Origin of the sequence: Marinicella pacifica, from assembly GCF_014636635.1 — a bacterium.
Classification (GTDB): Bacteria; Pseudomonadota; Gammaproteobacteria; order Xanthomonadales; family Marinicellaceae; genus Marinicella; species Marinicella pacifica.
Genome location: NZ_BMEO01000017.1, coordinates 12,885 through 30,758, shown reverse-complemented (window position 1 = coordinate 30,758; position 17,874 = coordinate 12,885). Strand labels below are relative to the sequence as shown.

General features: G+C 43.8%; 20 protein-coding genes and 1 other annotated feature. Of the genes, 14 read left to right on the top strand and 6 right to left on the bottom strand.

Annotation, left to right across the window (positions count from 1 at the left end):
* On the top strand, positions 1-1,197 hold a 1,197-nt coding region (locus tag IEV16_RS12615; RefSeq protein WP_188366080.1), incomplete at its 5' end, for a CLIPPER-2 domain-containing protein.
* A 73-nt stretch (positions 1,198-1,270) separates the two neighbouring features.
* Here IEV16_RS12615 and IEV16_RS12610 read toward each other — a convergent pair.
* Complete coding sequence (locus tag IEV16_RS12610; protein ID WP_188366079.1) at positions 1,271-1,948, bottom strand: M28 family peptidase; 678 nt, start codon at positions 1,946-1,948, stop codon at positions 1,271-1,273.
* A 41-nt stretch (positions 1,949-1,989) separates the two neighbouring features.
* A protein-coding gene (locus IEV16_RS12605; protein ID WP_188366078.1) for an IS3 family transposase occupies positions 1,990-3,209 on the bottom strand; the annotation gives its coding sequence in 2 pieces (ribosomal slippage) (positions 1,990-2,921 and positions 2,921-3,209; 1,221 coding nt in all).
* Positions 2,815-2,931, bottom strand: a sequence feature (AL1L pseudoknot). Its footprint overlaps the gene before it by 117 nt.
* Before the next feature lie 20 nt (positions 3,210-3,229).
* Between IEV16_RS12605 and IEV16_RS12600 the strand changes: the two genes are divergently transcribed.
* From IEV16_RS12600 to IEV16_RS12575, 6 genes are all read left to right on the top strand, one after another.
* Positions 3,230-3,502: a hypothetical protein gene (locus IEV16_RS12600; protein ID WP_188366077.1), complete on the top strand. Its 273-nt coding sequence runs from the start codon at positions 3,230-3,232 to the stop codon at positions 3,500-3,502.
* Positions 3,503-3,770: 268 nt separating this feature from the next.
* Positions 3,771-5,267 carry a CoA-acylating methylmalonate-semialdehyde dehydrogenase gene (locus tag IEV16_RS12595; RefSeq protein ID WP_188366076.1) on the top strand — a complete coding sequence of 499 codons (1,497 nt, stop codon included), beginning with the start codon at positions 3,771-3,773 and terminating at the stop codon, positions 5,265-5,267.
* 11 nt (positions 5,268-5,278) lie between these two features.
* Entirely contained in the window at positions 5,279-6,439 is a 1,161-nt protein-coding gene (locus IEV16_RS12590; RefSeq protein ID WP_188366075.1) for an acyl-CoA dehydrogenase family protein, read from the top strand.
* Positions 6,439-7,515, top strand: a complete 1,077-nt coding sequence (locus tag IEV16_RS12585) for an enoyl-CoA hydratase/isomerase family protein (protein ID WP_188366074.1) — start codon at positions 6,439-6,441, stop codon at positions 7,513-7,515. The genes IEV16_RS12590 and IEV16_RS12585 overlap by 1 nt, the downstream gene beginning before the upstream one ends.
* Before the next feature lie 10 nt (positions 7,516-7,525).
* A complete protein-coding gene (gene mmsB, locus IEV16_RS12580) occupies positions 7,526-8,419 on the top strand; it encodes a 3-hydroxyisobutyrate dehydrogenase (protein ID WP_188366073.1) in 894 nt (297 codons plus the stop codon).
* A gap of 370 nt (positions 8,420-8,789) precedes the next feature.
* Entirely contained in the window at positions 8,790-10,880 is a 2,091-nt protein-coding gene (locus IEV16_RS12575; RefSeq protein WP_188366072.1) for a hypothetical protein, read from the top strand.
* Positions 10,881-10,985: 105 nt separating this feature from the next.
* On the opposite strand, the gene IEV16_RS12570 is transcribed toward IEV16_RS12575, so the two are convergent.
* Together IEV16_RS12570 and IEV16_RS12565 are read right to left on the bottom strand one after the other, a co-directional pair.
* Positions 10,986-11,324: a PRC-barrel domain-containing protein gene (locus IEV16_RS12570; protein ID WP_188366071.1), complete on the bottom strand. Its 339-nt coding sequence runs from the start codon at positions 11,322-11,324 to the stop codon at positions 10,986-10,988.
* 177 nt (positions 11,325-11,501) lie between these two features.
* Positions 11,502-12,317 carry a DUF2189 domain-containing protein gene (locus IEV16_RS12565; protein ID WP_188366070.1) on the bottom strand — a complete coding sequence of 272 codons (816 nt, stop codon included), beginning with the start codon at positions 12,315-12,317 and terminating at the stop codon, positions 11,502-11,504.
* A 255-nt stretch (positions 12,318-12,572) separates the two neighbouring features.
* Between IEV16_RS12565 and IEV16_RS12560 the strand changes: the two genes are divergently transcribed.
* The 4 genes from IEV16_RS12560 to IEV16_RS12545 all read left to right on the top strand — a co-directional run bounded on the left by IEV16_RS12560 (position 12,573) and on the right by IEV16_RS12545 (position 14,892).
* Positions 12,573-13,448, top strand: coding sequence for a hypothetical protein (locus IEV16_RS12560; RefSeq protein WP_188366069.1), 876 nt, complete (start codon positions 12,573-12,575; stop codon positions 13,446-13,448).
* 3 nt (positions 13,449-13,451) lie between these two features.
* The gene (locus IEV16_RS12555) at positions 13,452-13,979 is read left to right on the top strand and encodes an RNA polymerase sigma factor (protein ID WP_188366068.1); all 528 of its coding nucleotides are present in this window, start codon (positions 13,452-13,454) and stop codon (positions 13,977-13,979) included.
* A complete protein-coding gene (locus tag IEV16_RS12550) occupies positions 13,976-14,317 on the top strand; it encodes a hypothetical protein (RefSeq protein WP_188366067.1) in 342 nt (113 codons plus the stop codon). The genes IEV16_RS12555 and IEV16_RS12550 overlap by 4 nt, the downstream gene beginning before the upstream one ends.
* An 83-nt stretch (positions 14,318-14,400) precedes the next feature.
* On the top strand, positions 14,401-14,892 hold the full coding sequence (locus IEV16_RS12545; protein WP_188366066.1) for a hypothetical protein: 492 nt from the start codon (positions 14,401-14,403) through the stop codon (positions 14,890-14,892).
* 1 nt (position 14,893) lies between these two features.
* Here IEV16_RS12545 and IEV16_RS12540 read toward each other — a convergent pair whose 3' ends face one another.
* Both IEV16_RS12540 and IEV16_RS12535 read right to left on the bottom strand, forming a co-directional pair.
* Positions 14,894-16,156 carry a Y-family DNA polymerase gene (locus IEV16_RS12540; RefSeq protein WP_188366065.1) on the bottom strand — a complete coding sequence of 421 codons (1,263 nt, stop codon included), beginning with the start codon at positions 16,154-16,156 and terminating at the stop codon, positions 14,894-14,896.
* A 24-nt stretch (positions 16,157-16,180) separates the two neighbouring features.
* A complete protein-coding gene (locus IEV16_RS12535) occupies positions 16,181-16,600 on the bottom strand; it encodes a LexA family protein (RefSeq protein ID WP_188366064.1) in 420 nt (139 codons plus the stop codon).
* A gap of 125 nt (positions 16,601-16,725) precedes the next feature.
* Here IEV16_RS12535 and IEV16_RS12530 point away from each other — a divergent pair, with 125 nt between their 5' ends.
* The 3 genes from IEV16_RS12530 (at position 16,726) to IEV16_RS12520 (ending at position 17,872) form a co-directional block, all read left to right on the top strand.
* Positions 16,726-17,001, top strand: coding sequence for a type II toxin-antitoxin system RelE/ParE family toxin (locus IEV16_RS12530; protein WP_188366063.1), 276 nt, complete (start codon positions 16,726-16,728; stop codon positions 16,999-17,001).
* A gap of 11 nt (positions 17,002-17,012) precedes the next feature.
* On the top strand, positions 17,013-17,309 hold the full coding sequence (locus tag IEV16_RS12525; RefSeq protein WP_188366062.1) for a HigA family addiction module antitoxin: 297 nt from the start codon (positions 17,013-17,015) through the stop codon (positions 17,307-17,309).
* A 245-nt stretch (positions 17,310-17,554) separates the two neighbouring features.
* A complete protein-coding gene (locus IEV16_RS12520) occupies positions 17,555-17,872 on the top strand; it encodes a hypothetical protein (protein WP_188366061.1) in 318 nt (105 codons plus the stop codon).
* Positions 17,873-17,874 lie beyond the last annotated feature (2 nt).

Below are 17,874 nucleotides of genomic sequence, written 5' to 3'. Positions count from 1 at the left end.
TCTAACACAGGTACAGCAGATTCTGATGAAACACCTGAAGTGACTGATACGGTTGACACACCGGTGAATCAAGATCCCGCCTTGGTGGTAACAAAGACTGCGACTTTGAGCATTGATAATGGCACGCCTAATATTGCAGATGTGGGTGATGAAATTACGTTTACTGTTTCAGTACAAAATACTGGAAATGTTACCTTAACCAATCTGGTTGTGAATGATCTGATGGCTACCGGAGGTGTTTTGAGTTGTTCACCGACAACATTGGCACCTGGTGCAACAGCTACGTGTAACTCATATACATACACAGTTACCCAGGCTGATGTCGATAACGGCGGTACGATTGACAACACGGCATCCGCCACAGCACAGGATCCATCGAACAATCCGGTCACTGATGATGACTCGACCAGTACACCAATTGTTGCGGGCGGTCCTTCTTTAACCGTGGTTAAATCAATGACCAATCATGATGATGTTGACGGTAACAGCGTGGTTTCAGTTGGGGATATTCTCACCTATACCATTGTGGCAACCAACAACGGTAACGTGACTCTGAATAATGTGGTAGTGACTGATACCCTGATCAACCCCAGTACCATAACTTGTACAACGGTCGCTCCGGGTGATAACTGTCAATTACAAGGCACTTATACCGTGACACAGGCAGATGTGGATAATGGTCAAATCATTAACACCGGTACAGGTGACTCTGATGAAACGCCGCCGGTTGATGATGATCACACCGTTGTTGTTACTTCGAATCCGGCTTTGGAAACGGTGAAATCACTGACCAACAATGCAGATGAGGATAATTCAGGTACAGTGACTGTAGGTGACACTTTGACTTTTACCATTGTTGTTACCAACACTGGTGATGTGACTTTGACTCAGGTTACGGTAACCGATAACATGATTAATCCGGGAATGACCACCTGTCCGGTGTTGTTGGTCGGTGAATCGTGTACTTTGGTTGGTACCTATGTGGTTACACCACAAGATGTCAATAATGGTCAAATTATCAACGTTGCAGAAGGTAATGCGACTGAAACAGGTCCTGATCCGGATACAGATACGGAAACTGTTATTGTGACAGGAGCACCTCCACAGGAGCCGGTTTCTGTGCCAACTTTAAGGTTTTATTCAATATTGTTATTGATGCTGACATTGGTTTGGTTTGCCAGACGCAGATTCACTTGATCAAGTGATCTGAAGTTTGAGTATCTTAAAAAGGCCTGATTTTCAGGCCTTTTTTAATGGCAAAGGGTGGCAATCAATCAGTCAGAGAAAAGCCAAAATCCTGTTCGGTGTTTGCAGCCATTGCTGTGACAACAATCCAGGCGGCCAGATTTTGCGCCAATTCATCACGGTCAATTTTATCCAAAGTGTCATTGGCGGTATGATGATAGTCAAAATACTTTGTTCCATCCTGTTTAAGGCTAAAGACCGCCATACCGGCTTTTCTCATAGGAATCAAATCGGCTCCTGAGGAACTTGTGTTGTTCTGGTATTCGATACCCAGTGGTTCGAGCATGCTGGAAATTTGTTGAATAACAGGCAAAGCATGTTCACCCACTCGTGTACCCAAGCCATATATCCTTCCGGCACCAAAATCTGACTCACCACCTAAAATATGACGATTCATTTCATGCTTGTGCGCTTCATGATAGGCAGTTGCTCCTGATAAGCCATATTCTTCGTTCGCCCAAAGTACCACTCGAATGGTTTTTTTCAATGGTCCCAGATGATCACGAATTAATTTGGCCGCAGCCATGGTCAACCCACAGCCGGAGGCATCATCAATCGCACCGGTGCCTAAATCCCATGAGTCCAAATGACAACCAATCACAATATATTGATCTTTCTGATCGGTGCCCAACATATCGCCAATGACATTTTGGGAAGTGTATTGACCATCAAAATGTGAAGTCAAGGTCAGTTTCAAACTCACAACTGAACCACCCCGGGTTTATCGGAGAGTTTTTATTTGAGTCATGCCGCATTGGCAGACTCACCCTGTGATGCATAATACATCATTTCTTTTTCAACTGGTGGTATATCGCCAATTGATGATAGTAATCGGTGATTATTAAACCAGTTGACCCATCCCAAAGTGGCTATCTCTACTTCCTCCAAAGTATTGTAAGGCCCTTCATGGTAAATCAGTTCTGTTTTGTAAAGACCATTAATGGTTTCGGCCAAAGCATTATCATATGAATCACCCACTGAGCCAACTGAGGCCTCAATACCAGCTTCAATTAAACGCTCAGTATAGGCGATTGAGAGATACTGGCTGCCACGATCAGAGTGATGAACCAAATCATCATGCCTGCCTCTGGCCCACAGCGCTTGTTCCAAAGCATCAAGCACCAGTGATGTGTCCATTGTTTTCAGCACACGCCAGCCAACAATCATACGGGCAAAGACATCAACCACAAAAGCCACAAACACATAGCCAGAGCGTGTCCATACATAGGTGATATCAGCCACCCACAGATCATTGGGCTTGCTGGCAGCAAATGATCTGTTAACCAAATCAAGTGGTTTGGCATCCAGATCAGAACTGATGGTGGTTTTACAGGCTTTTCCCCTGATGACGCCTTTGATACCAAGGACTTTCATCAATCTGGCAACTGTACAACGAGCCACTGTGATACCCTCTCTGAGCAATTGTTTCCAAACCTTACGAACACCATAAACACAGCGATTTTCTTGCCATACTCGGTTGATTTGCTCCATCAGGATATCATCTTGTTTACTTCTGGCAGAACGCAACTGAGGGTTTATAATGAGTTGCTTGTGGCGATAATAGGTTGATGGTGCAATCGGCAATACCTCGCAGATTGGCTCGACACCATACAATCCCTTTTCTTGATCAATAAAATCAACCATCACTTGCGTTTGCGGTCGAGCTCCGCCTGGGCGAAAAAAGCCGCCGCCTTACGCAAAATTTCATTGGCACGTTTTAACTCACGGTTCTCACGCTCCAAATCTTTGATTTTCATAGTTTGGGTTGTGGTGGTACCGGGCTTGTCACCCTGATCAATTTCAAGTCGATTAACCCAGCTTCTCAGGGTCTCAGGTGTACAACCAATCTTGGCAGCAATAGACTTGATGGTCGACCACCTGGAATTGTGTTCATGTTCGGTTTGTAAAACCAACCGAACGGCTCGCTCTTTCACCTCGGGGGCATATCGGATTTGTTTATTCATAGACTTATTCTCTCAAACTATTGAGTCTCCGACAAACCCGGGGCGGTTCAGAAGCCAATGCCACAGGGAAATATGGTGGAACCAAGATGACGGTGTATAAATGGCTTTCCTTTGATGACTTGGGTGGTGGTGTTTTTACCAACATAACCCATCAATATGTGGGGCAAGACACCAATGGTGGAGACAGTTTGGTTAATGTCCATTCTACCAATGGGGCTGTATATGCCATTAAGGTTGAATCAGATCGTAATGCATATGGAATTAACACAGGTTATACGCTTAAACTTCATTAATTCTAATTAATCTTGTCAAATATAAAGCCATGAAATCGTTACTTCATGGCTTTAAGCTGAAAAAAACAATAATCATTGGTATAATTTAGCGTCTGAGAACGGTGGGATTATTCTTGCCCGTTATATTGTTGTATTGTGTTTCAAAAAATTAATTTCATTAGTCTGGTCGACAATTTTAATTAATAGTTATGATATCAAAATCTCGAGATATCAGTTATTAGTTAAAGAGCAATACAAATCTTTAACCAACAATTAAAAGGTATTATCAATGACACGCAAAGTTTCCATGTTTATCGATGGTGAGGAAGTCACCAGTCAGTGCACCCAATGGATTCCGGTAACGGATCCGGCCACCCAGGAAGTTATCTGTGAGGCACCGAATGCAACTACTGAAGAGGTTAATCGGGCTGTGGCTTCCGCTAAGAAGGCTTTTGAAACTTGGAAAAATGTGCCGGTGACTAAGCGGGCACGGATGATGCTGACGTATCAGCATTTGCTCAAAAAACATCACGATGAAATTGCTGAAATCTTAGCGGAAGAAACTGGTAAGAACTTTGAAGATGCCAAAGGCGATGTCTGGCGGGGCATTGAAGTGGCGGAACATGCGGCCAATATGCCGTCACTGATGATGGGTGAAACGGTGGAGAATGTCGCCAATGGTGTTGATACCTATAGCATGATTCAGCCATTGGGCGTTTGTGCCGGCATTACACCTTTTAATTTCCCGGCGATGATTCCGTTGTGGATGTTTCCGATGGCGGTGGTCTGCGGTAATACTTTTGTATTAAAGCCTTCCGAGCAAGATCCTAATACACCGATGCGGTTGGCCGAGTTATTCTATGAAGCCGGTTTTCCGAAAGATGTTTTACAAGTGATTCATGGTGGTAAAGACCAGGTGAATCAGATATTAAACCATGAGGACATCGAAGCGATTTCATTTGTGGGTTCAGTGCCCGTGGGTGAACATATTTATAAAACCGGCACGGATAACCTGAAGCGTGTACAGGCGTTCGCCGGTGCTAAAAACCACATGGTGGTGATGCCTGATGCCAATAAAAATCAGGTGATTAATAATATTGCCGGTGCTGCTTGTGGTGCCGCCGGACAACGGTGTATGGCGATTTCTGTGGCGGTTTTAGTGGGTGAGGCGCAAAACTGGATCGATGAGATTAAAGGCAAAATGGCCGAAATGAAACCGGGTCACTGGAAAAAACCTGAATCATTTTACGGTCCTTTGATTTCACCGCAGGCGAAACAAAAAGTAGAAGCGTTAATTGCTCAGGGTGAGAAAGAGGGCGCGAACTTACTGTTAGATGGTCGTGGTTTAGAAGTGGACGGTTATCCAAACGGTAACTGGATTGGACCCACCTTATTTACTGACGTGACCACCGATATGGAGATTTATAAAACAGAGATTTTTGGACCAGTACTTTGTGTTATCTCAGCGGATACATTGGAAGAAGCCATTGAGATGATTAATGATAACCCGTATGGCAACGGTACCTCCATCTTTACCTCCTCAGGTGCTGCGGCCCGTAAATTTCAACATGAAATAAAAGTCGGTCAGGTGGGCATCAATATCCCCATTCCGGTGCCTTTGCCGTTTTTCTCATTCACCGGCTGGCGCAAATCATTTTATGGTGACCAGCATGCTTACGGTAAACAAGCCGTGCGTTTTTACACCGAAACTAAAACCGTCACGGCCCGTTGGTTCGAGGATGACATTCCTGATGATGCCGCGCCAAATGCCACCATAAACTTATAAGGACTTTGCCCATGGATTTTGAATTAAATGAAGACCAGCAAGCCTTTGTGGACGCGGTCAAAGAATTTGGGCAAAGTGAACTGGCGCCCCATGCAGCGCGCTGGGATGAAGAAGCCCATTTCCCGGTGGATGTGATTAAACAATCGGCTGAATTTGGTTTTTTGGGGATTTATTCGCCGGAAGAATTCGGTGGTTTGGGTTTAAGTCGTCTGGATGCCTCGTTGATTTTTGAGGAGATGAGTAAATACTGCACTTCAACGACGGCCTATATCACCATTCATAATATGTGTGCCTGGATGCTGACCAGCTACGGTTCAAAAACCCTGGCCGAAGAATGGGGTCAGGCCATGATGTCCGGTGAAAAGCTGGCTTCCTATTGTCTGACAGAACCGGGTCATGGCTCAGATGCCGGTAACTTAAAAACCACGGCCGTCAAGAATGGTCAGGGCTATGTGCTGAACGGCAGTAAAACCTTTATCTCCGGTGCCGGATCGACTGATGTGTTGATTGTTATGGCACGCACCGGTGAAGAAGGCCCGCGCGGTATTTCTTGCTTTATGATACCGGCAGACAGTGATGGCATTGATTACGGTAAAAAAGAAGACAAAATGGGCTGGAATTCTCAACCCACGCGTTTAATCACTTTCACCGATGTTCAGATTCCGGCCGATTATTTAATCGGTCAAGAAGGTGAAGGCTTTACGTTCGCCATGCAGGGCTTAGACGGCGGCCGCATTAATATTGCCTCGTGTTCTTTGGGCACGGCACAAATGGCGCTGGAAACGGCGCAAGCGTATATGTTTGAACGTAAACAATTTGGTCAGAATCTGGCCTCGTTTCAGGCTTTACAGTTTAAGTTCGCCGATATGCTGACCGAACTGATTGCTGCGCGCCAAATGGTGCGATTGGCCGCCTATAAACTGGATAAAAAAGATCCGCAAGCCACCGTCTATTGTGCCATGGCCAAACGCTTTGCCACCGATGTCTGCTTTCAGATTTGTGATGAAGCGCTGCAGTTGCATGGTGGTTATGGCTATATCAAGGAATACCCATTAGAACGCTTTGTGCGTGACACCCGGGTGCACCGCATTTTAGAAGGCACCAACGAAATTATGCGTTTGATTATTTCCCGCAAAGCCCTGAAAGAGGGCGCTTTAGAGGTGATAAAATAATGTCAGTACAATATCAGGATTTACAGGTTTCAGAAATCGATACAGGATTTGGAAAGATTGGTCAAATTGTGCTTGATAAACCCAAAGCCTTAAATGCCTTGTCCACGGCGATGATTGAAGGCATGCAAAGGGCCCTGGATCAATGGCGAAACGATGATGCGGTCAAAGCCGTCTGGATTGAAGGCAGTGGCGACAAAGCGTTTTGTGCCGGTGGTGATGTGGTGAGTTTATATCATTCGATGAAAGCCACACCGGCCGGTGAAATCCCCGAAAAAGCCACAGAATTCTTCGCCAAAGAGTATCGCATGGACCAAACCATTCACACCTACCCAAAACCAGTGATCGTATGGGGTGATGGGATTGTTATGGGTGGCGGTATCGGTGTAATGGCCGGGGCCTCACATCGGATAGTCACTGAACGTTCGATGCTGGCAATGCCGGAAGTGACCATTGGTTTGTACCCGGACGTGGGCGCTTCATGGTTCCTGAATCGCATGCCCGGCGCCTGTGGTGAGTTTTTGGGTATGACCGGTGCACGCATGAACGCCGCCGATGCCTTGTTTGTGAAACTGGCAGACTTCGCCGTAACTTCAGGTGATTATGAACAACTGCGCCAGGTCATCAGTGAAACAGACGGTAGTCATGAGGCCATCACAGAAGCCATTCAACGGCATCACAGCGACACGGGGCAACAGGACAGCACGCTCTACAGTCATCTCGATCGCATTAACGATTTAATGGCGCCAACAGACATGTCACAACTGGTGGCGGGTTTTGAGCAGCTGTCTGAAGAAGACGGCTGGCTATTTAAAGCAACCAAATCCTTGTTGCGCGGTTGTCCGATGACCCTGTATTTAGTGCGGGAACAAATCAAACGCGCCAAATACATGAGTTTATCAGAAGTCTTTGCCATGGAGCTGATTATGTCGACGCAATGTGTATTGCATCCTGATTTGGCAGAAGGCATCCGGGCGCTGTTGATTGAAAAGGATAATAAACCGCAATGGAGTGTCGGTTCAGTGGCTGAAATTACACCGGCCATGGTCGATGAGTTTTTCCAACAAACCCAACACTAAAGGTACCGCAATGACATCCCACATCGCATTTATTGGTCTTGGCAACATGGGTGGTCCCATGGCGCGTAATCTGCTAAAAAATAATTTCAAAGTCACGGTTTTCGATCTCAATCAGGATGCGGTGAAGGTACTGACTGATCAGGGTGCGCAGTCTGCTGAAACCGCTCAGGCCGCGGCAAAAAAGGCTGACGTGGTCATCACCATGTTACCCAGTGGTGAGATTGTTAAATCCGTGTATTTAGGTGATGATGGTTTAATTCGGTGCGTTCAAAAAGACGCATTACTGATTGATTGCTCCACCATTGCTGCCGAAGATGCCCGTGAAGTTATTACGGCAGCGCATCAACACGGTGTCGGTATGATAGATGCACCGGTGTCCGGTGGCACGGCTGCTGCTGAAGCCGGCACATTAACTTTTATTTGCGGTGGTGACGATAAAGATTATCAAGCTGCCAAACCAATTTTATCGGCCATGGGCAAAAACATTTTCCATGCCGGTGAAGCTGGCGCCGGTCAAGTCGCCAAGATTTGTAACAACATGCTGCTGGCGATACATATGATTGGTACTTCAGAGGCGCTGAATATGGGGGTTTCTCAAGGCCTGGATCCTGAAGTCATGTCCGAAATTATGAAAGCCAGTTCCGGTAATAACTGGAGTTTACAGGTCTATAATCCCTATCCCGGCGTGATGCCAAATGTTCCAGCCAGTCGAGATTATCAGGGTGGTTTTATGGTGGAATTGATGAACAAAGACTTAGGACTGGCGCAAAAACTGGCTGCGCAGTCTAAAGCAGCGACACCGTTGGGGGCATTATCAGCACAACTATACCAACTGCACCAAAACCAAGGCGGCAGTGGCCTTGACTTTTCCAGTATATTGCAGTTTTTGCAGTCTCAATCTTAAAATCCATAAAAACCGAACATTCAAAACCAAGGTCGCAATACCTTGGTTTTTTTATTTTGACTGTCAAAAATTCAATTTGTAGATATCATTCACAACAACAATGAATAGAGTCTAACTGAGTTTTATTAATACAAAAAAACTTATAAACATAATAAAATATATAAAACTGTGAACCACGTCACAAAATACATATTAAATCACAATAAAAAATAGGGTTTTTAAATAAATAGCTGTATATTAATATTCGAAAGTCAATTTTTAATGGAAATCTGTGTATAAATAAGCAAAAAAATTAGTCTATTTTGTTGTGATAAAGACTTTTACTGATTAGTTTTAAATTCGTACATGGGTCTCCCTGAGGAGGTACATTATGAATATTCAGATATGTAAAATATATAAATTAGTTTTCACTTCGGTGATTGTTTGGTCTGTTTTGTTTTCTTCTTTGTCCTTAGCGGGTGGGGATGAGTCCAGACCTCATACACCTGAGTTGGGCTACGAATTAAATATTGACATGGAATTAGAAAGCCCACCTGAATTAGGTCGCTTAACATCTGTGAATATGTCTGTCAGTAGCCGTCATGAGCGTCTCGAGCAAGTTCAAATTAAATTGAAACTTCCCGATGGCATTCAATTGGCTCAAAAATTACAGACCAGCAGCGTGTCAACTTTATATGCTAAAAGTCCCATCAGCAATCAGTTCAGTTTTATTGTACAAGAACCCGGGCAATATAAAATTACCGTTTATGTTGAAGGTGTTACGCTCAATGGTAAACCCAAAGATCGCTATGAATACCTGTTTTTCACAGTGAGTGACGATAAGCGTAAAAATCAAATGGGGTGGAGCAATTCGCTTAATATGGATGTAGATGATTCAGATCCCATGACGCCATCAGAAAGACCGGATTTGGCCATTGACGCCGAAGGTTATGTGACGGTACCAGCCGCTGATGCAGATTTAAATTATGCAGAAAAAAAAATACTTGCCAGTGAATATTTTACAGACAGTGGACAAATGGAAGGAATTCGTGGTGGATCGGTGACCATCAGTGGTCGATATCGATTCCGAAATAGAGAGGATACGGCTTATGAAGGTTTTAATCGCGCATTAATGCGTTTGGTTAATTCAACGACCGGCGACCATCTGGCTTGGACTTATGCTGATAATAATGGGTACTTTACCTTCCCTTCGGTCAGTAATCCTGGAGCAGATGGTATGCGTGTGAGGGTTTATTCAGTACGCTATGTGACTGGCGACGAGGGTTACGGCGTGTGTGATTTTGATACCTGTGTTGATAATGCAGCTGCGGATACTGGTACATACGATCAATTTTATTACCGACGCACACAAGAATTTACAACCCCAAATGGTAATCAGAATATTGGGACCTATTCTTCAGGATATAGTTTGACTAATAATTTAAGGGCTTTATGGATTTATCAAGATATGGCAGATGCTCAAACACATTTAGTTCAAAACACAACCATTAGAGGGCCGTTTACCGCAGAATGGGCTGATGACAGTACACATGGCAACCATTACCATCGTGGCGGAAATATTCACTTTAAATCAGATGTGGGTGATGGTACTAACCATACTATTCTACATGAGTTAGGCCACAATGTGATGTATAACGCGGGTACTTTTCCGGCAGGATCTGACTGTCCAAGTCCTCATTATATTAATCGAGTCAGTGGTCCTCAATGCGCCTGGACTGAAGGGTGGGCAAGTATATTTCTAACATTGGTCAATGACGACCCCAAAAAATGCTACCCACCATCAACCACAAACTGCACTTATTTTGAAACTGAGCCAAGTTATGATAATTGTGGTTCCAGTTGGGATTGTGGGACTGATTCAGATGAGGTGGAAGGGCATGTTATCGGGGCTGTTTGGGATATTTATGACAGTGCATCTGATGCTTTTGATATTGAGACATTTAATAGGGATAAAATTTATAATATCCTGGAGACTGATACCAACAATTCCTTTGTATCTTGGTGGGCCTCATGGCTGAGCGATGGTAATTCAGATTTGGCGCTCAATAGTTTATTTCAAAATGACATTGAGTATGGAGATCGTTATGATATTCAGGTCTATAATCCAAGTGTGAGTAATGCTTCGCCCTATGTCAATGAAACCATTTCAGCAGGAATAAGTCTTAGAAACTTAGGCGATGTCTCCAGCATAGCCACCAACATAACCTATTATAGGTCAACTAATTCATTCATTTCTTCATCTGATACACCACTAACAACCTATTATGGAGGTATTTTAGATAAAGGTGTAATTAGGACCGTTTATAGAAATGTTTCACTGGACTCTGCGGGTACATTTTGGGTGGGCGCCTGTTTTAGTGACACGTATGGTTTTGATGGTGGTTCAAGTAACGATTGTTCCAGCGGTGTACAGGTTACTGTGATTGATGATGTCATCTTTAAAGACGGCTTTGATAATTAGTCGAACCTGACTAAGTCCAGGACTTTTTCAGGGAAGAATGATTAAATAACCACTAAAAAACCAAGGTCGCAAAACCTTGGTTTTTTTAGTTTATGGGTTAATCAATTAGATTTGGTAATATTGATCAATGCGCTGTTGCCATTGCGTATCGGCAAAGTTCGGCCAGTTGTCTTTATCAAAACCTTCTGCATTTACTAATTTTTCTTTGTCAGCATCCAGTTTTAAGCATTCATTGTCAGTGTCAACTTTCATGGCTTCCATCGGTACGGCGAAGAGCTTATTGCCAATGCCTAAAAAGCCGCCAAAGTCCATCACAGCATAGCGAACTTTACCTGTGTTGGTGTCAATCATCAAATCTTTGACATCACCCAGACTCTGATCCTGAAAGTTTTTTACATCTGTACCTTCTAACGAAGTGGCTGATAGTAGTGTTCTGTTACTCATAATTTCCTCCTGAATTTATTGGTAAATAAAAGCGCTTACACGCCGCTCGAAATGTCATGACGTTGAATCATGATTTGTAGATTATTATAGCAAACAGGCCTTAAAAAAACGTAAATCAAATGATAAAAATATGTTTATAAACAATGACATAAGGTTCGTTTGTAAGTGCATTGTTATTTAACTCAGTCTTTTCGCGGGTGTCTGTTCAATAGGTTGTTTGTTTAAACCCGGTCCCAATTCCCAGGCGTCGGCATCGATGGTGTCTTTATAGGCATGCCAGGTGGCATGGCCAATCACCGGTAGTAGAATAATAAAGCCCAGGTAAAAAGTGGCGATGCCAATGAGCGTTAAACTAACAATCAACGCGCCCCAAACCAGCATGGTGAGCTTATTTTTTAACACCGCATTAATTGAAGTAATCACCGCGGTCACGGTATCAACATTGCGATCCATAATCATGGGAATAGAAAAAGCCCCCATACAAAAAATAACCACCGAAAAGACCGCACCCACCGCAGTGCCAATGCTTAAAAATTTAATCCAGCCCTGAATATCCAAACTGCTCATGGACGGGAAAAAGATGTGCACCATACTGGCGGCTCGTGCCCAGACTAAAAACACAATCAGGAAAATCAGTGACAGCACCATGGCATTGCTGAAGTTCTTACGGCTCTCACGAAGACATCGAAACAGCTCTGGTGGGACATTATTATTTAACTGCCGGCTGAGAGAATATAAACCAATGCCAATAATCGGACCAATAAAGAAAAACCCGGCGGTTAAGGCAATGGCCAGCACAATGGAGTGTGCCTGATAAGCGATATAGGTAATCACCACACTGATAATCATCATCACCAGACCATACAACACACTTAATAGTGGTACTTGCTTAAAGTCTGAAAACCCCAGTTTTATCCACCGAAATGGTGCATTAACCGGTATTTGACGACAAGGCGCCACCATGGGACGTTGGTCTGCGGGTAATTGATTCATAGGTACACGTTCATTGTTTTGATTAGGGTCGTTAAGTATTGTTCGATAAGTTTAAATAATTGTCAAATCTTTGCACATATGAAAAAGAGACTTCCGGCACCTGTATAAGTGGTCACATAAAATTAAAATAAATATGTAACCTTTTAAGTTTATTCGCCCTATAAGAGATCAAATCATGGATAAAGTGACGGTGCAGATAGATTATTTGCGCTTTCCTGACATGGCATTTAATTGAAAATAAATCAGGAGTTTGTAATGAAAAAATTATGTATCGTGCTGGCGTTTTTAGTGGCCAGTTCAGTCCAGGCGACGAATTTCGATCAGGCCAATTGGTATCTGAGTGCGGATATCGCGAAAATTAAAGACCGCTTTATGCCCCATTTAGTCAAAAATAAAGCCGCTAATAAGTCGTTAAAATTTTCGGCTTTGTTCCCTGATACGTTGACACAAATCACCTTATACGGACAAACCAATCAGGACGATGATGTGACCGCTGTTATTCGCGGTCAGTTTAATCACTTTTCCGTTTCAGATTATATCGCTAAGTTGAACCTTCTGGCTGATTCGGGTGATGAGTTAACGGTGGATAGTTCTCTGGATTATAAAGGCACAACAATTGAACACATTCAGTCCAATGAGGACGATGAAGTGTCCATTTATGCCAGCATCTTAAACGGTCAGATGATGGTGGTTGGTTTTGATTTGGCTGAAGTGAAAAACTGGATTAACGGGCGTTATGCTGAATCCGATGTTATTCCAACGGGTATGCTTACCTTGTTGGTGAATGTGGATGCGGCGATGGCGCATATGGGTGCTGACTTATCCAAAAATAACGGCGGATTTAAGTCCACCGTGTTTCAGAAAATCAATCACTTATCCGCCAGTATGACTGACCAGGGATCTAGTTTAGCCGTTGAGGCAGCGCTGGTGACCCGCGATGAAGCCACGGCCCAGCAAGTCCAGCAAGTCATTAATGGTCTGGTGGCCATGAATGCCCTGTCAACACAATCAGACCAGTCAGAAGCCTGGATGACCATGATGCAAACATTAAAGGTCGTTAAAAAAGGTCAAAACCTGATATTGTCAACCTCGATTCCTTTCGATGTGGCCATTGAGGCTATGGTTGATTAAGCCGTGCAGGAGGCTGAACTGATTAAACAAGCCCAAAAGGGCGTCACCAGTTGTTTCACGCAACTGGTGACGCGTTATCAGGTTCGGCTGTACAGTTATTTACTGGCGCGATGCCATCACCCTGAAGATGCGGATGATGTGTTGCAGGAGACCTTTATGAACGCTTTTCAGTATATTAAAAGTTATCAACCTAAATGGGCATTCAGTACCTGGTTGTATACCATTGCCCGGCGTTTACTGGTATCACGTCATAAACGTTATTATGTGGCCATAGAAGATGTTGAGCTGGCAAGTGATGACACAAATGAATTACATTCACTGGATCACAATAATTTTTGGCGGTTGATTAAAAAATATGTATCAGCGGATTGTTATGATGCCCTGTGGTTTCATTACAAAGAGGATAAACCCATCAAGCAAGTCGCCGATATTTTAAAAAAATCAGAATCCTGGGTGAAAACCAATCTGTATCGCAGTAAAATGAAATTAAGGCAGGTACCGGCCTTGTCCCGGCTGCTGGAGGAGCTATGACAGATAAACTGATTAATCGACTTAAGAAAGATGGTGCTGAGCTGGATAAACTGGCTGCACAGCGCCTGACCGAAGCCGAACTTATTCAACCGCTATGGGAACAAAGTGCGAAACACACAACTTCACATCGCTGGCTCTGGGGCATGGCCGCTGGCATTGTTTTAGTCACGGGTCTGGTAACCACACTTAATGACAACCAGACTATACCAGCCGCTCATACCACGGTCAGCAACCCCATTATGCTGGTTGACGAACAGCTTCAGGCGCCTTTAAAAACAGAGCAACAAGCGATTATTGACGATTTAAAGACCTTAAAAGACCGCTTCCTGTCTATTTAACTGATGGAAATCAATGACTTTTGTCGCATGCAGCTTAAACACTTTGGGTTTATAATGATTGAGTTCCATGCAGGTGATATTTTATGACTGAACACATCAAATCTGAGCAGGTCAACTCTGATCAAAGTAAACCAAAAACCGCATCCAGCCACCAACGCAATGAAGTGATTCATGACACCGTGGTGTTACAATTAAAACTCATTGTGGATGGTTTCCGTGATTTGTTACTGCTACCGGTGTGTCTGGTGGCCGGTGTCTGGGGTTTGATTCGCCATCAGAAAAATCCCGGACGCTACCTGTACCGTGTGCTGAGTTATGGCCGTTTATCTGAGAAATGGATTGGTTTGTTTGATGAAGCGGACAAGGATATTTATCCGCCACTGGAGTATCAGGACAAGAAATTCCATGATTTATTGCAAAAAACCCAGGATGCCTTTGAATCCAAGTACGTTGATCCGGCCAAAAAAGAACAGTTGATGGATAAGCTGAACGGGGCCTTAAATGAGATTAATGGTAAGCTCAAACCCAAAGTCGACAAAAAGGATACTGAGCCTGCCAAGGATTCAGGCAGCTGAATCAGCGAATATTCAGCAGATTATCCCAGCGGGTGGTAAAAGCCCTGGATTTGCGTTCTGATTTCATGGCCCATTGCTGGCCGAAGCCCTCGCGGCCGCTTCTTAAGGTACCTTTGCCAAAGCGTTCGTTGATGTCGTCCAGCGCGGCCATCAGCTGACTGTTCTTCGGGCTGCTGATGTCCGGGCAGAATAAACTGGTTTGCACTGCGCCTTTGTCTGATAAGTTGGTGAGCATAATACCGGCTTTTTTATACAGGTAGCCCGGTTTGTATATTTTTTTCAGGGCATGGGTGGCGGCAGCTAAAAAGTGGCCGGTGAAATCACTGGCCTGGGGCAGTTGAATGGTGATGGATTTTGAATATTGCCGGTCGTTTTGACAAAAGGGATTGGTTTTAATAAACACGGTTAAACATTGTGCCAGCGATTCTTGCTGCCGCAGACTGACACAGGCGCGGGTAACATGATAGGCCACGGCTTGTTTGATGAGATCGAAATCAGAAGACTTTTGACCAAAAGAGCGGGTGCAAATCAGCTGTTTTTTCTTCTCTGGATCGGCGTCAAAATCAATACAGGAAACACCACGCAGTTCTAAAATGGTGCGCTCCATCACCACCGAAAAGCGTTTGCGCATGGTTTTAATGTCCGCATTTCTGAGTTCTAAGGCGGTGTGAATACCCATCTGACGCAGTTGTTCAGACAGCCGCCGACCGATACCCCATATTTCATTGACCGGCAGGTGTTCCAGGGCTTGCTTGATGTAATACTCATGAGACAGGTTGAGGACACGGCCATCGATATTGAGTTTTTTGGCGTAATGGTTGGCCACCTTAGCCAGGGTCTTTGATGGCGCCAGGCCAACGCACACCGGTAAGCCCAGCCATTGGTGAATCTGTTTCACCATTTTTTGGCAATGCCGGGTCAGGTTAAGGTGCTCAAAACCCTGAAATTTAATAAATAATTCATCAATACTGTAAATTTCGGTTTGGTCACTGTATTGTTCCACGATATCAGCGACCCGCTGTGACATATCGCCATACAGTACATAGTTGGAGGAAAATACCGCGATATTATGTTGCTTAACCAAATCCTGAATTTGGTGCAAGGGCGCACCCATTTTAATGCCCAGGTTTTTTACTTCATTGGAGCGAGCCACAGCACAGCCGTCGTTGTTCGACAACACAATAACCGGTCGATTCTCCAGCGCCGGATTAAACACCCGTTCGCAGGAGACATAGAAATTATTAACATCACAGAGTGCAATCATGACTTTATTGTAATCACCGAATTATCAAAATTTGCGAACCACCGCGGTGACCACGCCCCAAATGCGCATATCCACTTCGCCGCTTAAGGTGATGGGCTGGTAGTCGGGATTCTCGGGCCGCAACTCAATCTTGTCTTTGAGCCATAAGCGCTTCACGGTAAAGTCATTATCAATCACCGCCACCACAATGTTATTGTGTTTGGGGGTTAATGATCGGTCAATCACAATCAAATCACCTTCAAAAATCCCTGCGCCAATCATCGAATCACCTTCCACCTTGGCAAAAAAAGTGGCGGTGTTATTGGCGATTAAATAATCATTGAGATCCAGGGTGTCACCCAGGTATTCGGTGGCCGGCGAGGCAAACCCCGCGGGGATTTTGGCCTCATAATAAGGCATTTCACGGTGGGACATGGCCGGTTTAATCAGGCTTACTTTACTCATGGCTTTGTTTTGTGTTTGTCTCGAATCAGACCGATAACAATAAAACAAAAGAGGATTGTTGTACAGGATAAAATAGTTATTAAAGTTTGCAATTTATCGCTTATCGATATATGATTAGTTGTATTATGATTAAGTCTTTTCGTTGTAAAAGAACCCAAAAACTTGCAGAAGGTCATCGGGTGGCTGATTTTGTTAACTTTGAATCAGTTGCCAGAAGAAAATTGCGGATGTTGTCTGCGGCGGTCGAGTTAAAAGATTTACGGAGTCCACCTGGTAACCGGCTGGAAAAGCTATCCGGTGATAGGGTTGGTCAATACAGTATTCGAATTAACAGACAATTTCGAATTTGTTTTGTATGGAACGATGGGGCTTGTCATGTTGAAATTACTGATTATCATTGATGAGAGATAAAATGACACAATTATTACCCCCGGTTCATCCGGGCGAAATATTACGCGAAGAGTTTATGGAGCCACTTGCTTTATCAGCCAATGCATTATCCAAATCCTTGGGTGTAACAGCAGCACGAATTAATGAAATTGTCCGTGAAAAACGAGGTATAACAGCGGATACTGCTTTGCGCTTATCCAAGTATTTTAAAACCAGTGCTGAATTTTGGATGAATTTACAGCAACAATACGAATTGGAATTAGCACGACGAGAAGTGGGCACTGAAATAGATAAGCAAATCACACCTGTTTTAGCGTAATTTGAGCAGCAAAGTTAAAACAACAGTGGCTTAATGATAATGTCCTGCCTTTTCTGCACTATTGGCCACTCCACGCGAACCATTGATGAGTTTGTGGCGTTTATAGAGAGCTCAATGGTGGTATCCAAATACTTGCTGTTGCACATTGTCGCAAGAAACCGAATGACTGGTGTAAAAGGGGGTGATTGCTTTTTTACATAAGACATCCCATGCCATAATAACTAAAATCTAATTGAACTTAAAAAATGAATCGTTTTATCGTCTTTCTTATCAGCGCATCAATTCTGTTTATCATTGTGTTTGGTTTGTTGACTGTTTACACCACGCAAAGTGTTGTTTTTATGCCTGAGATTGAATCGGAAATGATGGATCAAATGTCTCACAAAGAATTGACTGATGTCATGCAGTCTCGTGGTAAAACACTGGGCTTTATGGAAAACCTACAGTTTCAAATAGGCACATTGGAATTTTGGTCTCAGGTTTTACGGTTAACTTTCTGGGGTGTATTGGTTTCGACACTTGCCTATGGTATTGCCATGAAGTGGGGGAAATATCGTAAATAATA